The 17,246-nt window shown below is 62.2% G+C and carries 15 protein-coding genes and 1 pseudogene; 7 read left to right on the top strand and 9 right to left on the bottom strand.

What is annotated here, in order from left to right:
• The first annotated feature begins 31 nt into the window (after window positions 1-31).
• The 3 genes from ABFJ78_RS36860 to ABFJ78_RS36850 all read left to right on the top strand — a co-directional run bounded on the left by ABFJ78_RS36860 (window position 32) and on the right by ABFJ78_RS36850 (window position 2,466).
• Entirely contained in the window at window positions 32-412 is a 381-nt protein-coding gene (locus ABFJ78_RS36860; protein ID WP_020640049.1) for a helix-turn-helix domain-containing protein, read from the top strand.
• A 144-nt stretch (window positions 413-556) separates the two neighbouring features.
• A complete protein-coding gene (locus tag ABFJ78_RS36855; RefSeq protein ID WP_436392047.1) occupies window positions 557-2,119 on the top strand; it encodes a transcriptional regulator in 1,563 nt (520 codons plus the stop codon).
• A complete protein-coding gene (locus tag ABFJ78_RS36850) occupies window positions 2,116-2,466 on the top strand; it encodes a signal peptidase I (RefSeq protein ID WP_436392045.1) in 351 nt (116 codons plus the stop codon). The genes ABFJ78_RS36855 and ABFJ78_RS36850 overlap by 4 nt, the downstream gene beginning before the upstream one ends.
• On the opposite strand, the gene ABFJ78_RS36845 is transcribed toward ABFJ78_RS36850, so the two are convergent.
• Window positions 2,455-3,858, bottom strand: a complete 1,404-nt coding sequence (locus ABFJ78_RS36845) for a transcriptional regulator (RefSeq protein ID WP_436392043.1) — start codon at window positions 3,856-3,858, stop codon at window positions 2,455-2,457. The two genes, ABFJ78_RS36850 and ABFJ78_RS36845, sit on opposite strands and share 12 nt — an antisense overlap.
• 496 nt (window positions 3,859-4,354) lie before the next feature.
• Here ABFJ78_RS36845 and ABFJ78_RS36840 point away from each other — a divergent pair, with 496 nt between their 5' ends.
• Both ABFJ78_RS36840 and ABFJ78_RS36835 read left to right on the top strand, forming a co-directional pair.
• Window positions 4,355-4,696, top strand: coding sequence for a MarR family transcriptional regulator (locus tag ABFJ78_RS36840; protein ID WP_436392041.1), 342 nt, complete (start codon window positions 4,355-4,357; stop codon window positions 4,694-4,696).
• A gap of 83 nt (window positions 4,697-4,779) precedes the next feature.
• A complete protein-coding gene (locus ABFJ78_RS36835; protein WP_436392039.1) occupies window positions 4,780-5,607 on the top strand; it encodes a Scr1 family TA system antitoxin-like transcriptional regulator in 828 nt (275 codons plus the stop codon).
• A 1,092-nt stretch (window positions 5,608-6,699) separates the two neighbouring features.
• Here ABFJ78_RS36835 and ABFJ78_RS36830 read toward each other — a convergent pair.
• The 6 genes from ABFJ78_RS36830 to ABFJ78_RS36805 all read right to left on the bottom strand — a co-directional run bounded on the left by ABFJ78_RS36830 (window position 6,700) and on the right by ABFJ78_RS36805 (window position 14,959).
• Window positions 6,700-8,331 (bottom strand): HNH endonuclease family protein, encoded by a 1,632-nt coding sequence (locus ABFJ78_RS36830; protein WP_436392038.1) that lies wholly within the window; start codon window positions 8,329-8,331, stop codon window positions 6,700-6,702.
• A 1,027-nt stretch (window positions 8,332-9,358) separates the two neighbouring features.
• Entirely contained in the window at window positions 9,359-9,925 is a 567-nt protein-coding gene (locus ABFJ78_RS36825) for a hypothetical protein (protein WP_436392036.1), read from the bottom strand.
• Window positions 9,926-10,005: 80 nt separating this feature from the next.
• Entirely contained in the window at window positions 10,006-10,545 is a 540-nt protein-coding gene (locus ABFJ78_RS36820; RefSeq protein ID WP_436392034.1) for a restriction endonuclease, read from the bottom strand.
• Between the two features lie 1,089 nt (window positions 10,546-11,634).
• Entirely contained in the window at window positions 11,635-13,416 is a 1,782-nt protein-coding gene (locus ABFJ78_RS36815) for a hypothetical protein (protein ID WP_436392032.1), read from the bottom strand.
• Window positions 13,417-13,662: 246 nt separating this feature from the next.
• Window positions 13,663-14,007, bottom strand: a complete 345-nt coding sequence (locus ABFJ78_RS36810) for a zinc ribbon domain-containing protein (protein ID WP_436392030.1) — start codon at window positions 14,005-14,007, stop codon at window positions 13,663-13,665.
• Between the two features lie 16 nt (window positions 14,008-14,023).
• The gene (locus ABFJ78_RS36805) at window positions 14,024-14,959 is read right to left on the bottom strand and encodes a recombinase family protein (protein ID WP_436392028.1); all 936 of its coding nucleotides are present in this window, start codon (window positions 14,957-14,959) and stop codon (window positions 14,024-14,026) included.
• 670 nt (window positions 14,960-15,629) lie between these two features.
• Here ABFJ78_RS36805 and ABFJ78_RS36800 point away from each other — a divergent pair.
• On the top strand, window positions 15,630-15,854 hold the full coding sequence (locus ABFJ78_RS36800) for a hypothetical protein (RefSeq protein ID WP_436392026.1): 225 nt from the start codon (window positions 15,630-15,632) through the stop codon (window positions 15,852-15,854).
• A gap of 10 nt (window positions 15,855-15,864) precedes the next feature.
• Window positions 15,865-16,320 (top strand): MFS transporter, encoded by a 456-nt coding sequence (locus ABFJ78_RS36795; protein ID WP_436392324.1) that lies wholly within the window; start codon window positions 15,865-15,867, stop codon window positions 16,318-16,320.
• 106 nt (window positions 16,321-16,426) lie between these two features.
• On the opposite strand, the gene ABFJ78_RS36790 is transcribed toward ABFJ78_RS36795, so the two are convergent.
• Together ABFJ78_RS36790 and ABFJ78_RS36785 are read right to left on the bottom strand one after the other, a co-directional pair.
• Entirely contained in the window at window positions 16,427-16,762 is a 336-nt protein-coding gene (locus tag ABFJ78_RS36790) for an EthD domain-containing protein (RefSeq protein ID WP_436392323.1), read from the bottom strand.
• A 5-nt stretch (window positions 16,763-16,767) separates the two neighbouring features.
• Window positions 16,768-17,246, bottom strand: a pseudogene (locus ABFJ78_RS36785) (hypothetical protein); the annotation flags it as partial.

The raw sequence follows: 17,246 nt of genomic DNA, 5'->3' as shown, positions 1-17,246 counted from the left end.
CTCGGCGCTGAGGCGGAGCGCGGAGGAATACGTGACGGAGGACTGGGCGGCAGTCGCCAAGGCCATCAACATGCGCGTGAACGAACTCGGCTGGCGACAACGCGAGCTGGCCGAGCGGTCGCACGTGTCGCAGGCGATCGTGCGCGAGCTCCAGCACCACACGGTGGAGCGCCGCCGGAGCGCGCGCACGCTCGAAGCCCTGTCCACGACCCTGGGCTGGCACCCGCAGCACCTGTTGGCCGTGCTGCAAAACCGCACACCGCCGCACCCCGACGAGCCGGCCGACGACGGCCACGAGCTGTGGTCCCGACTGGACGCGCTCGAACAGCGCCTGGCCGAGATCACCGACCGGCTGGAGGACGTCCAAACGAGCCTCGCGACGGTGGTCGAGCACGTGAAGCCGAAGCGTTAACGGAGGGCGATTCGGGCTGGTGAACCAGGTGATTTCCATACCTAGAATTCAAGGCCGAAACGACGTCCGATCCCATGCACAACCAGTGCACAAGCACTGCGCAACCACTGCATATCCGCTGCACAAGAGCGCTTTGGGGCTGCAATGAGCGGGGTAGGCGGCTGGACCGGAAGGTCAGCGTCGGCGCTGCAATCCGCGTTGCGGCTGAGCAATGAGAAATTCGCCGAAAAGCTCGGTATCGGCGCACGCACGGTCGCGTCTTGGCATCAGAAGCCGGACCTTCGCCCGCAGTCGGAGATGCAACAGGTCCTCGACACCGCGTATGAACAAGCGTCGGACGCCGAGCGGTCCCGCTTCGCCGAACTGACCGGCGACGGGCCGGCCGCCCACACCAGGCCGGACACGAAGGAAGCCGACCGACGATTGGCCGCGGACCCCCACATCGGCGCGGCTCTCGAATGGCTTGACCAACACGCCTACCGAAGCCCTGGTGCCGCGCGCCGTGCTGTCGCCGAGCAGGCCGCGCACGTCGACGCGCAGGAGGCGTACGCCCGGGCCACTCGCCGCGCGTGGGTCGATCAACGCGCCGTGACCGACGCGCTCGCCGAGTACTACGGCCGGCACGACGGTGACCACGGCTTGTACGCCGGAAGCTGCGGTGACCAGGCCGTGAACACCAGCATCCTGACCTGCGCTGATTGGCTCGACCTGGCGTGCGAACTACGGCCGCCGCACGACGGGCACACGATCGCAAGCGCCCGGCCAGACCCGCGGGAAGTGCTGGACGAGCACGCGACGAATGCAGCGGTCAACCGGCTGGCCGAGACGGTGGCCATGAACACGCGGCTCATGAACGCGCCGCTCTACCGACTGCTGAGCACGGACATCCGTGAACGCCACCTCGGCGGCACGTTCGGCGTGGATCACTTCGTCCACTACGCCCTGACGATGGACCTGCTCGAAGGCGAGCTGCTCGACGCGCTCGCCGCCGGCGACACGACGTCGCTGCCCCTTCGTGATCGCTACCTACCAGACGTCGGCGCCGTCCTGGACGTCGGTGGCCGACTCTGCGCAGGCGGAGCCCTCGCCTTAACGGCCATCGCTCGGCCGGCCGACCCGTACCGCGGCGAAGCGGACTACGTGCTTTTGGTTCAGGAGCGCTCCGGCCACGTACTCAACGCCACGCGCCGACTCGCCGTAATCCCGAAGGGCTTCCACCAGCCGCTCACCGACGTCCGACGAGAAACCCAAATCGGCGCCACCCTGCGACGAGAGATGGAAGAAGAGCTGTTCGGCCGGCCGGACGCTGACAACACCGTCGCCGACACCCTGACTGCGGACCCGATGCACCCGACCAGGCTCACGGAGCCGATGCGTTGGCTCCTCGACGAGCCCGGACGTCTACGGATGGAGTGCACCGGCTTCGGCCTGAACCTCGTGAGCGGGAACTACGAGTTCGCCAGCCTCATCGTCATCGACGACGAAGAATTCTGGGCACGCTATGGCGGAGTGGTCGAAGCGAACTGGGAATCGGCGACTCTTCGTCAGTATTCGACTACCGATGCGGAACTCGTCACCGAGTTGTTGGGTGATGTAGCGTGGAGCAACGAAGGACTGTTTGCCATGACGCAAGGTCTCCGACGCCTTGCGGAAATCGGCGGAGAGCGCGTAAAACTGCCCGCGATCGAATGGGAGATAGGCCAGTGAGCGACGGTTGGACCGCCGGCAACGCCAACGAAGACGCGGCCGACACGCGCGGCTGGTTGGTCGGCCACTTCATCGACCCGTCGCAGGGGGTCCGCGCCTCCAAAGATGTCGAAGTCAAGTGGGCCAACCATCCGGCAGGCGACAAGCGTCCCGAGTGGACTTCCGACGACCAGCGAACCACGCTGGTGATGCTGATATCCGGTGAGTTCCGCGTAGAGGTCACCGGCGGCGGCAAGATTATGACGCGCCAGGGTGACTACGTGATGTGGGGCCCAGGAATTGACCATTCCTGGGAAGCGTTGGCGGATTCGGTAGTCCTGACCGTCCGCTGGCCCTCAGTGACTTAATTCGACGGCGGGAAGCTGCACTCGATCGCCGCCAATCTCGGCGAGTCGCCGTAGTCCTTGGAGAAACGCGAACAGTCCTTCGTTGCTCCAGTTTTCGTCAGCGATCAGTTCGGTGATCAAGTCGCCGTCGTGCGCCGAATACTGCTGCAATCCGGCTGCCTCCCAGTTCGCCTCAACGTCGCCACCGAACCGCGGCCAGAACTCCTCATCCTCGATCACGACCAGGCTGGCGAACTCGTAGTTCCCGCTGACCAGGTTGAGCCCGAACCCGGTGCACTCCATCCGCAGCCGGCCTGGCTGCTCGGTCAGCCACCTCATCGGAGTAGACAGCCTGGTGGGATGCATCGGATCGGCGACCCGGAGGTCTCCGGCGGACCGGTCGACGTCCGTCCTTCCGAACAGCTCCTCCTCTAGCTCACGACGCAGGGTGACGCCGATCCGGGAGTCCGCGCGCCGGTCCGCGAGTGGCCCATGGAAGCTCTTCGGGATCACCGACAAGCGGTCGGCCGTGTTCACGACCTGCGCAGACCTCTTCTGAACCAACAGCACGAAGTCGGCATCACCTCGGAACGGGTCCGCTGGCCGCGCGATCGCTGTCAAAGCCAGTACCCCACCCGCGCAGAGGCGCCCAGGTAGGTCGAGCACCGCGGTTACGTTAGGCAGCTGGCGATCCCGGAGCGGCATGTGCCCTGGACGCGCCGTGCGACCGCTCGCCAAGTGCTCAATCAACTCGCTTTCCAGCAGGTCGACGCTGAGTGCGTACTCGGCGAACGACGCAATCCCGACCTTTGCCCGCAGCGCTCCGGGCCGTGGATCGACCTCGAGCAGCCGGTACAGGGGAACGTCGGCGATCCGGATGCCGGACGCTGATGCGTCTGCGAGACGCCGTACCGCAGCTCGCTCGTCAACCGCCGCCGGTGGCCGCGGGCCGCCAGCCTGGAAGGCGGTCTGCTCGCCCGTGGCCGTCAGCGAGCAGGCGAGATCCAGCCACGCCGGCCGCGTAAGGACGCTGGTGGTCACCTCCGCTCGGCCACAGCGCGCGGTGTATGGCCGGTGGTCTCTGGTCGGCGGCGCGTAGTAGTCAGCCAGTGCAGCAGCGATGACGCTTTGCGGCGGATTCGGCCGGTTGCGAGTCGAGGTGACTGCGCTCACGAACACCTGTTCACGGGCTCGCCCGGGCGGCCACCCGGCGTGCCGATCGAGCCACGTGAACACCGGCTCGAACGAGTCGTCGGGGCCGAAGTCCCGCGTGGCAGCGCTCGGGCCGATCAGGGCCTGCAACTCGTCTCGTGAACGACCGAGCACGCTCGCGAGCTTCGGCCAGAGGTAGGGGAGTGGCACGTAGTCGCCCGCTTCCCAGCGAGCAACGGTCGACCGGTCGACATGCAGCACGTCCGCCAGACCCTCTTGGGTGAAGCCGGCGACCTTACGAGCTGAGATCAGCCCATCCCTACGTCGCCCTACGGGCATGACCGACCTCCAACCCTGCTCGACCAGATCAATGTAGCAGCAGTAAGCGCAGCTCAGATCGGCTACTGCAACGTTTGCGCCACACAACTGCCGCATCGCTGCTCTGGTCGTCGAATCTGACTCTCGCTTGACTGATTTCATCAGTCGCGAGGTCGAAGGGAGGGGACGTGACAGGCACTAGCTGCAGGTCGCTGCACTCAGCGCTCTACATCAGCTGGTACCGGTGCGTGCTCGACGGCCTGACGCACGCGGTCACGGACGATGAGTTCCTGCGCGGCATCCGCCTTCAGCAAGGCCGGTACCGCTCGCTCTGCGGCCACGAAATGCTGGTGCACTCCTGCCTGGCACCGGCCGACCGTTCATGTCCAACGTGTCGTGAACTCGTGAACGCCTCCACGCGCGTCGCAGTGAGGCGACGATGACGCCGATCTCGCCACCGTCGCGTACGGACCTCGACGCACTGTTGCTGCAGCCGGTCCGCCTGTTCATCGCCTGCCTGCTGGCCGACACCAGCTGGCGTTCGCAACTGACCGTTCAGCGGGCTCTGAGGCTCCCCACGCCCGACCTGGACCTGCACATTGAGTTCCTGCGCGCGGCTGGCTACCTCCAGTGCCGTGCCGAACCCCGCGAACTCTGCCTGACCCCGTTGGGCTTGAAGCGGCTGCTGGAGCACATCGGCGCTCTGAAGACGGTCGCGGCAACAGCCGGCGCTCTGGTCGCCGAGGTGAGAGCTGCGTTCCCCACCGAGAGCCCGCTCTGACAGCAGGGCCACCCAACCGACCTACTCAATCCGCAGCCACGTGCGCGTTCCCGTCACCAACAGCCCTCAGCAAGGACCCGAAGATGCCCAAGCCGATCATCCGTCCGCCCGCGACTGTTGCCGTCAGCAGCAGCCTGCGCGAAGCCCGCAAGCGCCGCGGAATCGGCCTGCGGAGGCTGGCCGAGAAGATCGGTGTTCATCCCGCGACGCTCTCGGCGTGGGAGCTGGGCATCAAAGTCGCGCCAGCGACGTCCGTGGCCTGGGTCCTCGGATACCTCCGGGTCGAGTCGGCAGAGTACGACCGGGTGATGGCGCTCGCCTCGTGCGCTGGCGACGCGAACCTGGTCGACCAGTCTGACCCGCAGCTAGGGCACCTACTGTGGACGTACGAACAGCTGTCAACCCGGGTCGTGGAGTGGGCACCGTCGTGCATTCCGGACCTTCTCCAGACGCGGGCGCATGCCGAACGAGTGCTCGACAAGGCCGTGTTGCAGGACGACCGCAGGGACATGGACCTGCTGAGCCGCCAAGTCCGCCAACAGGCCCTGAACGACGGGTCACGTCGCTACGTTTTCCTGGTCGGTGACCAGGCACTTCACGGCTTGGACGACCTGCGTAACGAGCAGGTCGAACACCTTCGTGCGGCGGCGCAGCTCAAGCACGTGACTGTCCGGATCATGCCGCCGACGGAGACTGCGCTGAAGTCGATCGGCGCTTTCACGCTCTTCGAGTGTCGATCCGACCCGATCGCCGTGGTGCTCAGGCACCCTCACTGCAACACCTATCTGACGGATCGGACGATGCTGAGCCGCTACTACGACACGGCAACGGCCCTTCTGCGGCGCGCGTACGACGAGGTGGCGAGTACGTCCGCCTTGAGCGCCCCTACGCTAAGCCGAGCGACGCGATGACTGCGGCAATCTACATCGACCCACTCATGATCCAGCCTGTAATCGACGGCGAGTGGCATCGAACCCGTCTGAGGGAGGTCCCTGCGCCTGGACAGATCATTACGATGCTCTGCGGGGCCTCGGGCGCCGCGGTGTTCGAGCTGTCCGATGAGCGTCGAAGGCGTCAAATTCCTCGGCAGTGCGAACGCTGCGACGACATCTATCGGCGTGAACAGGGGATCCCACGCCGGCAAGATCGGATCGGTCGTCCTTGAGCCATTGACCACGTACCGCGGCGAGACTTCGACGTCGGCGACCTCGCTTTGTCGATCGCCGGACGTGACACGTGGTTCTGCCTTGGACGCAAATCCGGCGTCGCAGTGTCCACACGTGACGGTTGTGCCGAGTCTATTTCAACCAGTCACAGCCGTCACGAGCAGCACCTTCGCACGTCGACGCGCTTTTGTGCAGTCACGGTGCTTGTGACGGCGAGACGGTCCGCGGGTCGGCTGTGACGGCCAAATATGCGACCGTGTCGTGACACCCACGTAAGCTCGTCCCGCCATTGTGACGAAACGCCGCAGGCGTCAGCGTGGCCGAACCGGTCGACGCTGACTGGGCAAGGAGCTGCCTGGCTGCGCGGAACGGGTGACGCCCGACGATGGTCGTGCCTCGGCGTGGAGCCAGCGCGCGCCTACCGCGTGCGGCTCGCTGCCGATTCACCGCCACGGATCTGCTGGTCTTTGCTTGACCAGCCGTACGGCCATCGTCGACGCGCGCGGCGCCACGACTTCCGCCGATGATCCCAGTCCGCTCGCCGAGCTGGCCGCTGTTATTAGACTGTTCACCTGTCATACCGCCGAATTTGCCACCAGACCTTCTGTGGAGGTGGAGCGCCCGTCCCTGGCTGTCTGTTGCCAGCCACAGACAGCCACAATCGCGCGAATCTGCGGGCCGTGCGCGACCGAGTTGACGGCGTGGTGGTGCACCCGCTTGCCAGGCTTGAGCGCCGTCGCCCAGCCAGTCGCACGGACACATGCCGACCGTGCCTACTGGTTCGAGGTCAATTCTCACTACGCCGGATCCGGAGTTTGCACGTAATGAGTTCCGTCATCACCGCGAACGTCCAGATTCCTTGTAACCCGAGTTGCAGTATGGGTGAGTCAGCTGTCCATTTTCTGGACTGCCGGCTCCTCCGTCTTCTTTTCTGATTTTGTGATCGACTGTTGTCGACTTTAGATGTAGACGTGCGCCGCAGATCCCACATCGCCCGATCGTTTCTAATGCAGATCTAAGGTATATAGAATTCTTGGTTTCACGAGTGAAATTGCGACCAAATTGACGATCCTCGTCCGTCGACTCACGAATCGTATTGGTGAGAGCTGGCTGCGCCTTGAGGGCTGCGACGATCTTAGCGTCGCCGCTACCTGAAACCTTTCCCGACATCACGATCGTATACATCGAGACGATGTGAGGTACCGACCTGGTTACACTTCCATACCTTTGAGTTATCTGATTGAGGAAGTACTTGTACTCCACCAAGAAGTCTTCAAAACCAGCCCTCACCTTAGTGAACTGGTCGAGCCTTCGGTGCTCTATCAGGCTTGAAATAAACTCCACGGTCGCAAGGAATGCTGCAGGTTGAAATCTTCCTGTTGCGCTGTAGAAGTACACAGCCGGGTTCAAGCCCAGAGAGCCTGGACTGTTTCCCGATACTCTGACTGCGATCTCCCGTACAGCTTTCATGAAAGTCAAGGTGACTTCGCCAGTGGTGTCATCCTGTAGCCTGGGTGTATCCGGTGACTTGCTACGCTTTCCCTGTGTCGAATCCACCTCCTGCCATGCTTCAGGATGAACGTTGTTCACAAAATTGACCAGCTCGAATAGCATGTGAATGCTATCAGCCGAGTAACCGCGACCGGCGACCGGAAGATCGGTTGTTTTGATTGGCGATTCAAGGGTCGGCCGAAAAAATAGCTCGTAGACTTCCTTGGCGATCCTCTCCACTTCAATTTGTCTTTTGGTGTCAAAACCAGACCAGTACTTGTGACCTGTACCCGCTCGCACAAAAGCTCGGGTAGCCAGAGCGTTGGGCTTCTTTCTTGCTCTGATCATGTCAAGCTCTGTCTGGTCGATTGGTGTCGCTTGCTGGTTGATCCTGAAAAAAGACGTCTCCGCTTTCTCGGCCTCGCCGATTACCCACTGCAGGTGAATGGCAAAGGCGCTCATGTTGCGAGCCCTTCGCAACATTTCCTTAGCTGCCGTGTCGACATTTTTCAGAGCTGTCGACAGTTGTGCATATGAGCCGACCATCTCGCCGATAAGCTTCCGGGTCTCTTCTGCTGCTCGCTTCTGTTCATCTGGAATGACATTGTCGAAAAAACGAAGCGAGTTGTGGCTATCTCCATAGTCGTCCTGCACCCATGCGATTAGCGCGCTGAGGCGGTGGGCGCCATCAATCACGAAGATATTCCCGCTCGATGGGGAACGCCACAGAATGACAGACGGGATTAGGTCTCCGTCAAGAAAGCTTCGAACCAGCTCTGCGACCTTCCGTGGAGTCCAGTTTGCTGTTTCGCGTTGGAAATCCGGCTTACGAAGAACTGAGTAGACGATATTCTCAGCTCCGAGATCGGAGATCTTCATTGTGGCAGTCAGCAAGTTGGGCTGCCCTGGCTCATCTGTTGTCGCCTCAAAGTCCTCTCGCAAGATAAGTGCATCTAGATTAACCAGTGAGGCAGCCATATTCTTCCTTTCTCATCTGTGCCGTTAGGCACCGCTGAGCGCGCTCAGCGGTGCCTAACATTGATGTAGTCGCGCCTCCTTGACTCCTCGTTTCAGGATGTGGATAACGATTCGATATCAATGTCGAGTGAATCCGTGACAACGGTCGTGTTGCAGCACTGCAATCGTCGGCGAGTCACACTGCTGGCTGATAGTTGCGCGTGGCACTCATGGAATTAGGTGCTTGGAACCCATCTTTGGAGATGACATCTTTGTGGCAATGGCTTTCAGCGGTAGGGCCATGGGGCCCGGTAATAGCTGCAGGAATAACGGCTGGTCTGGGCGGGTGGCTTGGCGGCCGGCAGTCGCGGAGAAGTCAAAAATTTCAGCACGAGTTGGACGGAAAGGCGACCGTAGCTGAACGTGGTCGCACGAAAGCGGACGAGGCAATCGAAGCTCTTCGGATTCTGCAAAGGCATCGCCGAGAGGTCGCTGCTTGGGTCAGTTCTGCTCCTGCGGGCGACCTGGATCAAACGCACTCAGCCCTTGATCGGTTGGGGCAGACCATCGAATATTTGCCAGACCCTGGACTGCGCCGCCAGATCAATCTAGTTCACGACCTCGTCTCCGACGCTTGGCTAGTCGCTCGGTTCGGCGATCATCCATTTGGTGATCCTGAGGCGATCATCTGGAGGGCATGTAATGAGGGGACAGCGGTCCTCGGGCGCTACCTCCGCAACGAGCCAATCGGAGGGGAGTCATCACGCTTGGGTGAGTTGAGGAATGCCTACGATTCCGCCTATCTTGAAATGCAGAGGCAACATGCGGAGGCTGAAGAGGTAGACAAGGAATAGGAGCACGTCTTATTGGAGTGTTTCCGGTCTATGCCGACATAGTGATTTAATGAAAGCTCGCGGTAAAATTGGATTATCTAAATTAGACCTTCTTCGAAGAGCTTGATCTGTCGCCGATGTTCGAGTCCTAGGCGACCATCGCGGGTTTCTTGGGGCGGGTGTCGAGGAATTTGGTCTTTAAGCAGTGTGTCCGCTTAGTGAGTAATAGATCCGGATGGACCAGGTGATGAGATGTCATCGTTCACCAGTTCGTGAAGTCTTCCATTCTCGTCGCGCTGCCACCAGGCGCCGGATATGTCTAAGAACTTTATCGACACTTTCAGGTGTCCTTGCCGGTACAGATCACCCCAGGTTCCGGCTTCTAAAATCATTGAACTGTACTCCCGAATTTTCCTTGTGGCATAATTCAGCTGCTTGGACTCGTTGTCGGGCTTTTTTACAGCATATAGACAAGAAACAGTGTGCGTATCCATATGACATGTCAGGGTGACGTTATATACCGGTCGGCCACTTGCGTTGATGCATTGCACGGAGGGTAACGCTTCCTCGTCGAGAACAACCCAGGCAGCGATCTGATTTGCCTGTTCCCTTTTTTGATCTTGTGCTCTGATCTCTGCTTCACGCTCCAACTTATCTAGCTGCTTGGCTTGCGCCTTTGACGAACGTACGGCAGCTCTAGCTGCTCCGGCGGCAAAGAACAATGCGGCGACGGAGCCGGCGCCGGTCAGCCAGGCGGGCACGCTTCCCCAGTCGAGGTTCATTGGTCGAATATACCCCATCGTGTGCTACAGCGATTCTAAGGTTTCTTCCAGGTTATGATGATGCGCGTTGTGTTCGCTGACTACAGGCTGAACTTCGGTGAATCGCCGGTTTCTAAGAAGAACCGAAAACGTTCGCGGTCTAAGTCTTCGATCCAATGTGGTGGTACGTCCTGGACCAATAAGTCGGCGGGGTAGCCAGGAGCGCCATTTAGGTCTTTCACGATTTGAGGAGTCTCCAGGGCGACCGCCAGGACGCCTGGGCTTTGAGGCGCATGTGCGCGCATATTTGCTCCATCGCTGAAGCCTGAATACGAGTAGATTACTCCGCGGTCCGCGCCGATATCGAGCAGTTTTCCAATAAAAGCGTCGATAATTTGCACGTCGACTGGACGTTGTCTCCTTTTGCATTCGACGGCAATCGAAATCTCCTGTTTGATGACGGTGCCGGTTACCCAAACGTCGACTTGCCGCGCAATCTGGCTGAGTCGTCCCGGTACCTGGGCGTTGTGAAGAACGCTAGCTGCACGGTCGAGACCAGAGAGCATTTCCTGGATAGAAATCTCGTATCGCTCCCAGAGGGGATCGACGTGATCCGACTCTTCGATATGATCTTTGCTCATTGGATACATGCTTCCAGGTTGATACTCTGACGTCTAGGAGGTCATCGCGTGGTGAGGTAGCGGCGACCCAGCCTGGAGTAGTGAGGGGTAATCGCGGATAAGGTGGATTCCGTCCGTCCAGGCCGCATGTCCCGCCGTCGGCGCAAGGATGGGGTCACTGCTGTGTCGATCGGCGGCGATAGGTATCTCGGCCTGCGGCTGACTTCCCTGTCTGCGCCTCGGCACACAGGTCGCGCAACGCGCAGCGGGCGTGCGGTTCTGTGCTCGACATCGGTGAGCTTCAGCGGCCGGCCAAGCCGACGTCAACTCGCACGGCCAACGCCGCTGGCCCAGGTGCCCTACGCGAACACCGGAAGACGGCTGGCGAGACGCGAGTTAGTCCTCGACATGGCATTAGTTAAGCAGTTCGAAGGTAGCTGATGGCGTGTCACGGCCGCAGGAACGGGCCATATGCCATGCCAGATGACCAACCCCGCGGTCCGCTGCAGGCAGTCTGTCGCGTCCGATGGCAAGCCAACCGTCCGGTGCGCCGATGACTCGCTGACGCTCCGCCGCAAGAGTAGCGATTGCGAAAGCGAGTACGTCCGCGCGTAAAGCGTCATCTAGGGCGTCGGAGAGCGGCACCATGCCGTGAACTTGCCCTTGGTCGTCGACGCCGACTGCTACACATCCAGCAGTGCCACCGAATGCGTCATCTGGGACGTCTCCCACGCTGGTCCGAGTTTCGGCGGCTAAGGCGTACAGTCGTGAAAGGGGTGTTGTTAGCAACGGGTCGTCGACAAGGCTCTGATCATCTGGTGCCTCCTCCTGGCGGCCGACGGTCACGCCGCACACGGGGCACGGAATCATGTCTGCGTCCGGACCTCCGCCAATTGATCGCATGACGATACCTCCCGACTTTTAGACTAATCGGCCTTGCCAATGAAGCTGAAGATGAACGCATCGCCAACTGTCCCGAGGTTTCGACTACTCCGTAGGCTGCGAGGATCGCGGCCTACCTGTCACGGGTCAGTGGTATTGATTTTGTTGCCAACAACCCGGATCGCGACCCGGAAAGTCTGCGACCAAGCTCATGGTCGAGGATCGACTTCATGTTTTGCGCACTGCACCGGTGAACCCAGCGATGAAGAGCGTAGCGAAGGCCCATGCGAGTAGTCGAAGTATCCAACCGCTGACAGTAAGAATCGCGCCGGGAGTAGTGTTGGTGTATTCGCAGTGAGTCCGAGCGCCGGTGCTGATCAGCGGCGAGCCGAGGTCTAGGCCAACGCCGAGGTATTCAACCAATGTGCAGTGGCCAGTAGTCGTGTTGCCTGGCGTCTGCACTGTGGCAAGGCCACCGTGCATACCGAGGACGGTGGCTAAGGCGGACGCGATGACGAGCACGCCCAGCAAGCCAAGCAAGGCTCTCCAAGGTTGGTAGCCGTATCCAAGAGTCAGCCCGGTTAGACGTGTCCAGGCCCGTTCGCCGCGACCGGTGAGGGCATGGCGGTGCAGTTGGGCGCGACGTTGTTCGATGAGGATTCGGCGCGCTTCGTGGTCGTGTCCGGCTGCTCGGTGTGCGGCCGCCAGTTGCTGATAGGGCTGGGCCGCGTATTCGGACGTACCCTCTCGCAGAATCTGTAACCACGAGTCGGTATCAATGCCTTTGGGTAACCCGCTGTAAAACAACCCATTTATGTCAAGTCGCCGCTGGGGGTCGGGGTGTGCCAGTTCCTTCGGGGAGAATAAGAAGAATCCGCCGACTCGGAGACCGGCGAGGTGGGCTGTAACGCGGGCGCCCCCGCCAGTGAGGCTTAGTTCGCCCTGGAGACATACATTGCCGTCGACCTGCAAGCGATCTGCGCTCAGGGCTACGCCGGAGCTATTATACACCGTTGCGTCGGTACAAATTAGCTGTGCGCCGAAATTTCCACCATTGAATATAAGCGTGCCGCGCTCCCCGGCGCCGACGGCTTTGAATCCAGCGTCTATGGTCACGTTGTCGCCAACCTGAAGTCCGTCGGCGTCGATTGCTGGACCTGAGCTGTTGTGTAAATGTGCGCCTTCGAAATCCAGTGTGCCGTCGATATGGCCGCCCCTCAGGCATATGGCACCGTTTTCTCCAGCGCCGATGGCCTCGAATCCGCGACGGAGAAACATGCCGTGACCGATGTGAATAACGCGCGCTTCAAGTGCAGGCCCAGAATCGTTTCGTAGCATTGCGTGCCGGCAATCCAGTGAGCCACCTATCCGGGCGGCGCGCAGACATACGCCGCCACGATTTCCCGAGCCGATCGCCTCAAATCCGTCCCCAAGAAACGCCTCTTGCTCGATGTGCAAGCTGTCGGCATCTAATGCAGCGCCGGAGTCGTTGTGAAGTTTCGAGCCGCTGCAGTTTAGTCGGTCTAGATGGGCGCTAGAAAGCCGCATTGCGCCACGATTGCTGTGTGCGGTAATTGTTGTTTCGCTGCACGTAAAAACTGCTGCGGAGAGTCCGGCTGCATCGAGGGCGGGTTCATGTGAGTTATTGAGTCGGCATCCCTTCAAAATGATAGCTGGCAAGTGTGCGTCTCGGGCATTGATCCCTTCGCTAAGTAGACAGTTTCGCAGGTCGAGCGCGACCGTGCTCGTGATGTTCTCCAAGTCGATGCGGCCCGCGATGCGAGCTCCGCGAAGGCGTAGCCCGTGCGGGTCCGCGTCGCCTGCCAGGCGCCCTCGGATAATGTGGCGCAGAACCTGTGCGCGGACGGTCCGGGACTCATCCCATGAACGCATGGCGGTCTCGTCGATGGGGTCATCGCCGGCCAAGTCGAGTAGTTTCCCGCTCTCCACGTGCTCGACCAATGCGCGTTCGACCGGGTTGAGTGCGCTTAGGCTCGCAGAGATGACCATGTCTAGGAGTCGGGAGTCGGACACGAGCTGTTACTTGACCGCCCTGTTTGTAGAGTTCAACGCACGGCGCGGATCTCTGTGGTTAACGTGTAAGATCGTCCATGGTCGGTCTTCGAGTGCGATAGCTACTTCTCAGGTTTCTAATAGCTTACCTGGGAAGCATCTTAGAGGCTGAGGGTTGTTCCTACCGAGCAAGATCGTCCTCGGACACTCAATTACCCCATAGAGCCGGGCGTCGCGGCTGCGTCAGAGTAGCAGCAGCTGGTCGCCGACGGTCTGGTCGATCGTGGCAAGTGCGGATTGCGGGCTGCATGCCTTGACTTCTCGAGTCGGGCTGCCACACATGATAGTCAGGTTGTTCGATCTCAGGTAGTCGGCGATCGACGTGCCGTCGGCACCGACCGTCTCGGCTAATCGCGCGCGGAGATCGTCGAGTAAGTGGTCTTCGCGGACGTAGACGTTCTTCGCGAGCCCCGGTGGGCGGTTGCGGGCGCTGGTGTGGCCGTGGCGGCAGCGGTAGCCCGGTCGGCCGTTGACCCAGTGCGAGTCCAGCCGGCGGCCGCACAGCTGACATTGCACGAGTCCCGCCAACACGTACGTCCTAGTGTCACCGTGCCGGGTGGGCCGGGCTGCGCGCATGCCCTGGACCTCGAGGAAGGTGGCCTCGTCCACGAGTGCCGGATGTGTCACCTTGTCCGACTTGGCCCACCCTTGCGCCGCCGACGGTTGGGTGGGACCACGGGTGGTGGGCCGGCCCGGTTGTTCTGGCGCCGTGCCGGTTCCACACATGCCGTCCCGTGTACTTGGGGTTCTCGAGAATCCCGACCACCGTCCGGACGATCCACTCGTGCTTCGTTCGGTGTCGGTTGCGGTCCCGATCGGCTCTTGACGGGCACGGGATGCCGCGGTCGTTCAGCTCCCGGGCGATGCCGGCCACGCTGCGTCCGGTGGCTCGTTGCTGAAAGATCCACCGCACCCACGGTGCCGTGGCCGGATCGAGTTCCAGACGGTGCAGGCGGCGACCCCAGCTCGCATGGGCCCGGTTCGGATGGGGACCGGCATCGACCAGGCGGTAGCCGTAGGGCGGCCGGCCGCCGAGGAACCTGCCTTGAACACGGGCCTGGACGCCCATCGCAGCCAGCACGCGGTGCCGGGCCCGCAGCACCTCGCGACGCGACTGGGACCCCAGCAGGAGCATCAGCGCCCGGTGCACCGGGTCATCAAGGTTCACCGGACCGTCCGCTTCGGGAAGCCAAAGTTGGATGCCTTGCTCCTGGAGCGTGGTCAGCACGGCGTCGAACTGGTCGCCGTAGAACGCGCGCTCGTACTCTCCGATCACGACGGCATCGAACGAGCGGTTCGGATTCTCCGCGGCTGCCATCAGCTGGGCCGCGGCCGGCCGTTGACGCCAGGGCAGCCGACGTGAACACCCTTCGTCGAAGTACTCCGCCACGATCACACCGCGGCCACGGATCGTCTCCTCGGCGACCTCCCGCTGCCACCCCAACGACGTTGCCCGGTCCTGGAACTCGACCGTGGACATCCGCCCGTAGAACGCGAACCTCAGGCCATGACCTCCGGTGGCCTGCCGGCGAAGCCGGGCGCCGGCCCGGCGCGGCAAGACAACGCGTGGCATGGTAGCTCGGCTGGCGGTACTGATCATTGTGTACCTCGGTGCTTGAGGCGGATTCGGGTCGAGGGGAAACGCAGTCGCGTGGCGCTGATGACGAGCTTGGCGTCGATGTGCACTCGAATGGCCGCATTGCAGCTCGTATCGTCCGGGTTGCCCAATTAAATGGGCGATGCTCGTTGGCTGCGGCATGACACCGACGGTCACCGATGCGAGAGCGACGGCGAGTGGCGTCGACTGCGGTCGTCATCGGCACGAAGGCCATACTCTCCGCGACTGTCTGCTGCGACACCTCGGAAAGTAGGTCGCGACGTGTATGCGGGAGAATTCGGTGCCGGGGTGACATCGATCGTTCATCCGTAGCTGCAGTATGCACCGGTACAGGTTGACGGCAGACGGCACTTTGTCGATGACGGTGTGCCGCGCGCACCGGAACACGAGTTGGCGGAACAATCAGTCAGCCGCGGCCAGATGACGGAAAGGCAGGAGACACCCCCAGGTGCCCAGTTTGGCATGCACGCTTGCAATTCGGCGAATTCTACAGATGTGGTCGGCGTGCTGAGCGCCGCGGGCGTGCCTGCTCGTGCGGGACCCCCACCGGGTCCCGGCGGACGAGCCGCGGCTCAGCCTGGCGATCATCCTGCGTTCGTACTGGGTCAGCCCGCGCCGGCACCCCGCGTTCGGCTGGGCGTGGCTGGTGCGGTTCCTGATCACCGCGGCGTGGGCTTCGAACAGCTACCTGGCTTTCGTGTTCACCCAGCGGTTCGCGGTCCCGGCCGAGGCGGTTCCGGGGCTGATTTCGTGGTGACGCTGATCGGATCGCCTGGGTCGCGGGCACGGCGTGGCTGACCGGCTGGCTCTCCGACCGGATCCGGCGGCAGAAGCCGTTCGTCTTCGCCGGTGGTCTCGTGCTCGCCGGGGGACTGGTCCTGGTGGCGCTCTCACCGAGCGTTCCGGTGGTGTACCTGGGCACGGCGGTCATGTCACTGGGCTACGGCGCCTTCCTGGCCACGGACTTCGCGCTCTGCCCGCGCGTGCTGCCTGATCCGGAGTCGGCGGGCAAGGACTTCGCGGTGCTCAACATCGCGAGCACGCTGCCCGTCGCGCTCGTGCCGTTCGTGGCACCGGCACTCCTCGCCGCCGGCGGGTTCTTCGCGATGTTCGCCTGCCTCGCCGCGTTCAGCGTGGCCGGCGCGCTTAGCGTGGCTCGGGTGCCCGACATCGCCCAGGAAGGCCAGCCCCGTTTCGCGGCGATCACCAGGACATTCTCCTGACGGTTACCACTGGGCGCGAGGTGGGCTGAAGGGCACCTTCGGTGCATGACGTGAGGAAGGTGCCCTTCCGCCCACGTGACCGGCCGGATGACTTACCGGGCAGCTGTCAGCCGCGGTCGACGACGACGTCCTCTTCGCAGATGATCCGGCCGAAGTTCGAGAGATCGATGAAGTTTTCGTGGTCCGGGTCGACGATCTTCAGGAAGTTGTCGCTGAAGAACAGGGCTTCGAGGTCGGCCATGCTGTCGAACCAGGCCTCGACCACCGAGTCGTACTCCGGTTCGGGGTACCGGGGTGCCGCGACCGGGTAGGACACGACGAACCGGCGGATGTAGCGCTCCGACTCCGGGATCGACATCAGCAGCGGCCGATGGATCTTTTGCTGGTAATGGGTGAATTCCTCGTGGGTCATGTCCTTCCGGCGCTTCAGCGTGATGACCATCTTGATCACGGGTGGTTGCCTTTCTGCCGTTGATTGCGGGAAATCGGTGAGGGCGGTGCGTCCCGGAGCCGCCGCGCGAGGACCCAGAACAGCGCGGTCGTGGCTAATTGCCCGCCGAGCGCGATCGTGAAGGCGTGTTGCCGGCCGAGCGCGGGGGCGAGGGTGCCGAAGAGCCCGCCGATGGTGGCGATGCCGAGTGCCAGCGCGGCCTGTTGTGCTGTCGTGAACAAGCCGCCGGCCAGGCCCGCGATGCGCGGGGGCACCGCGGCCAGGACCGTCCCGACCAACGGGCCGTACTGGCTCGCCTGCGCCGCCCCCAGGAGCACGGCGAGCACTTCGAAGCAGGCGAGCCAGATCTTCCCTTGGGCGACCCACGAAACCAGGCCGAGCAGGACGAGGCCGACGGCCAGCAGGACCGCGGCCAGCTCCATCGTGCGGTCGCCGAACCGCGCGCGGATGTGGGGGATGCGCAGTCCGGCGAGCA

This window comes from Amycolatopsis sp. MEPSY49 (genome assembly GCF_051337345.1).
In the GTDB taxonomy this organism is placed as follows: Bacteria; Actinomycetota; Actinomycetes; order Mycobacteriales; family Pseudonocardiaceae; genus Amycolatopsis.
The sequence above is the reverse complement of the archived record's forward strand: the minus strand, read 5'-3'. Positions and strand labels throughout refer to the sequence as shown.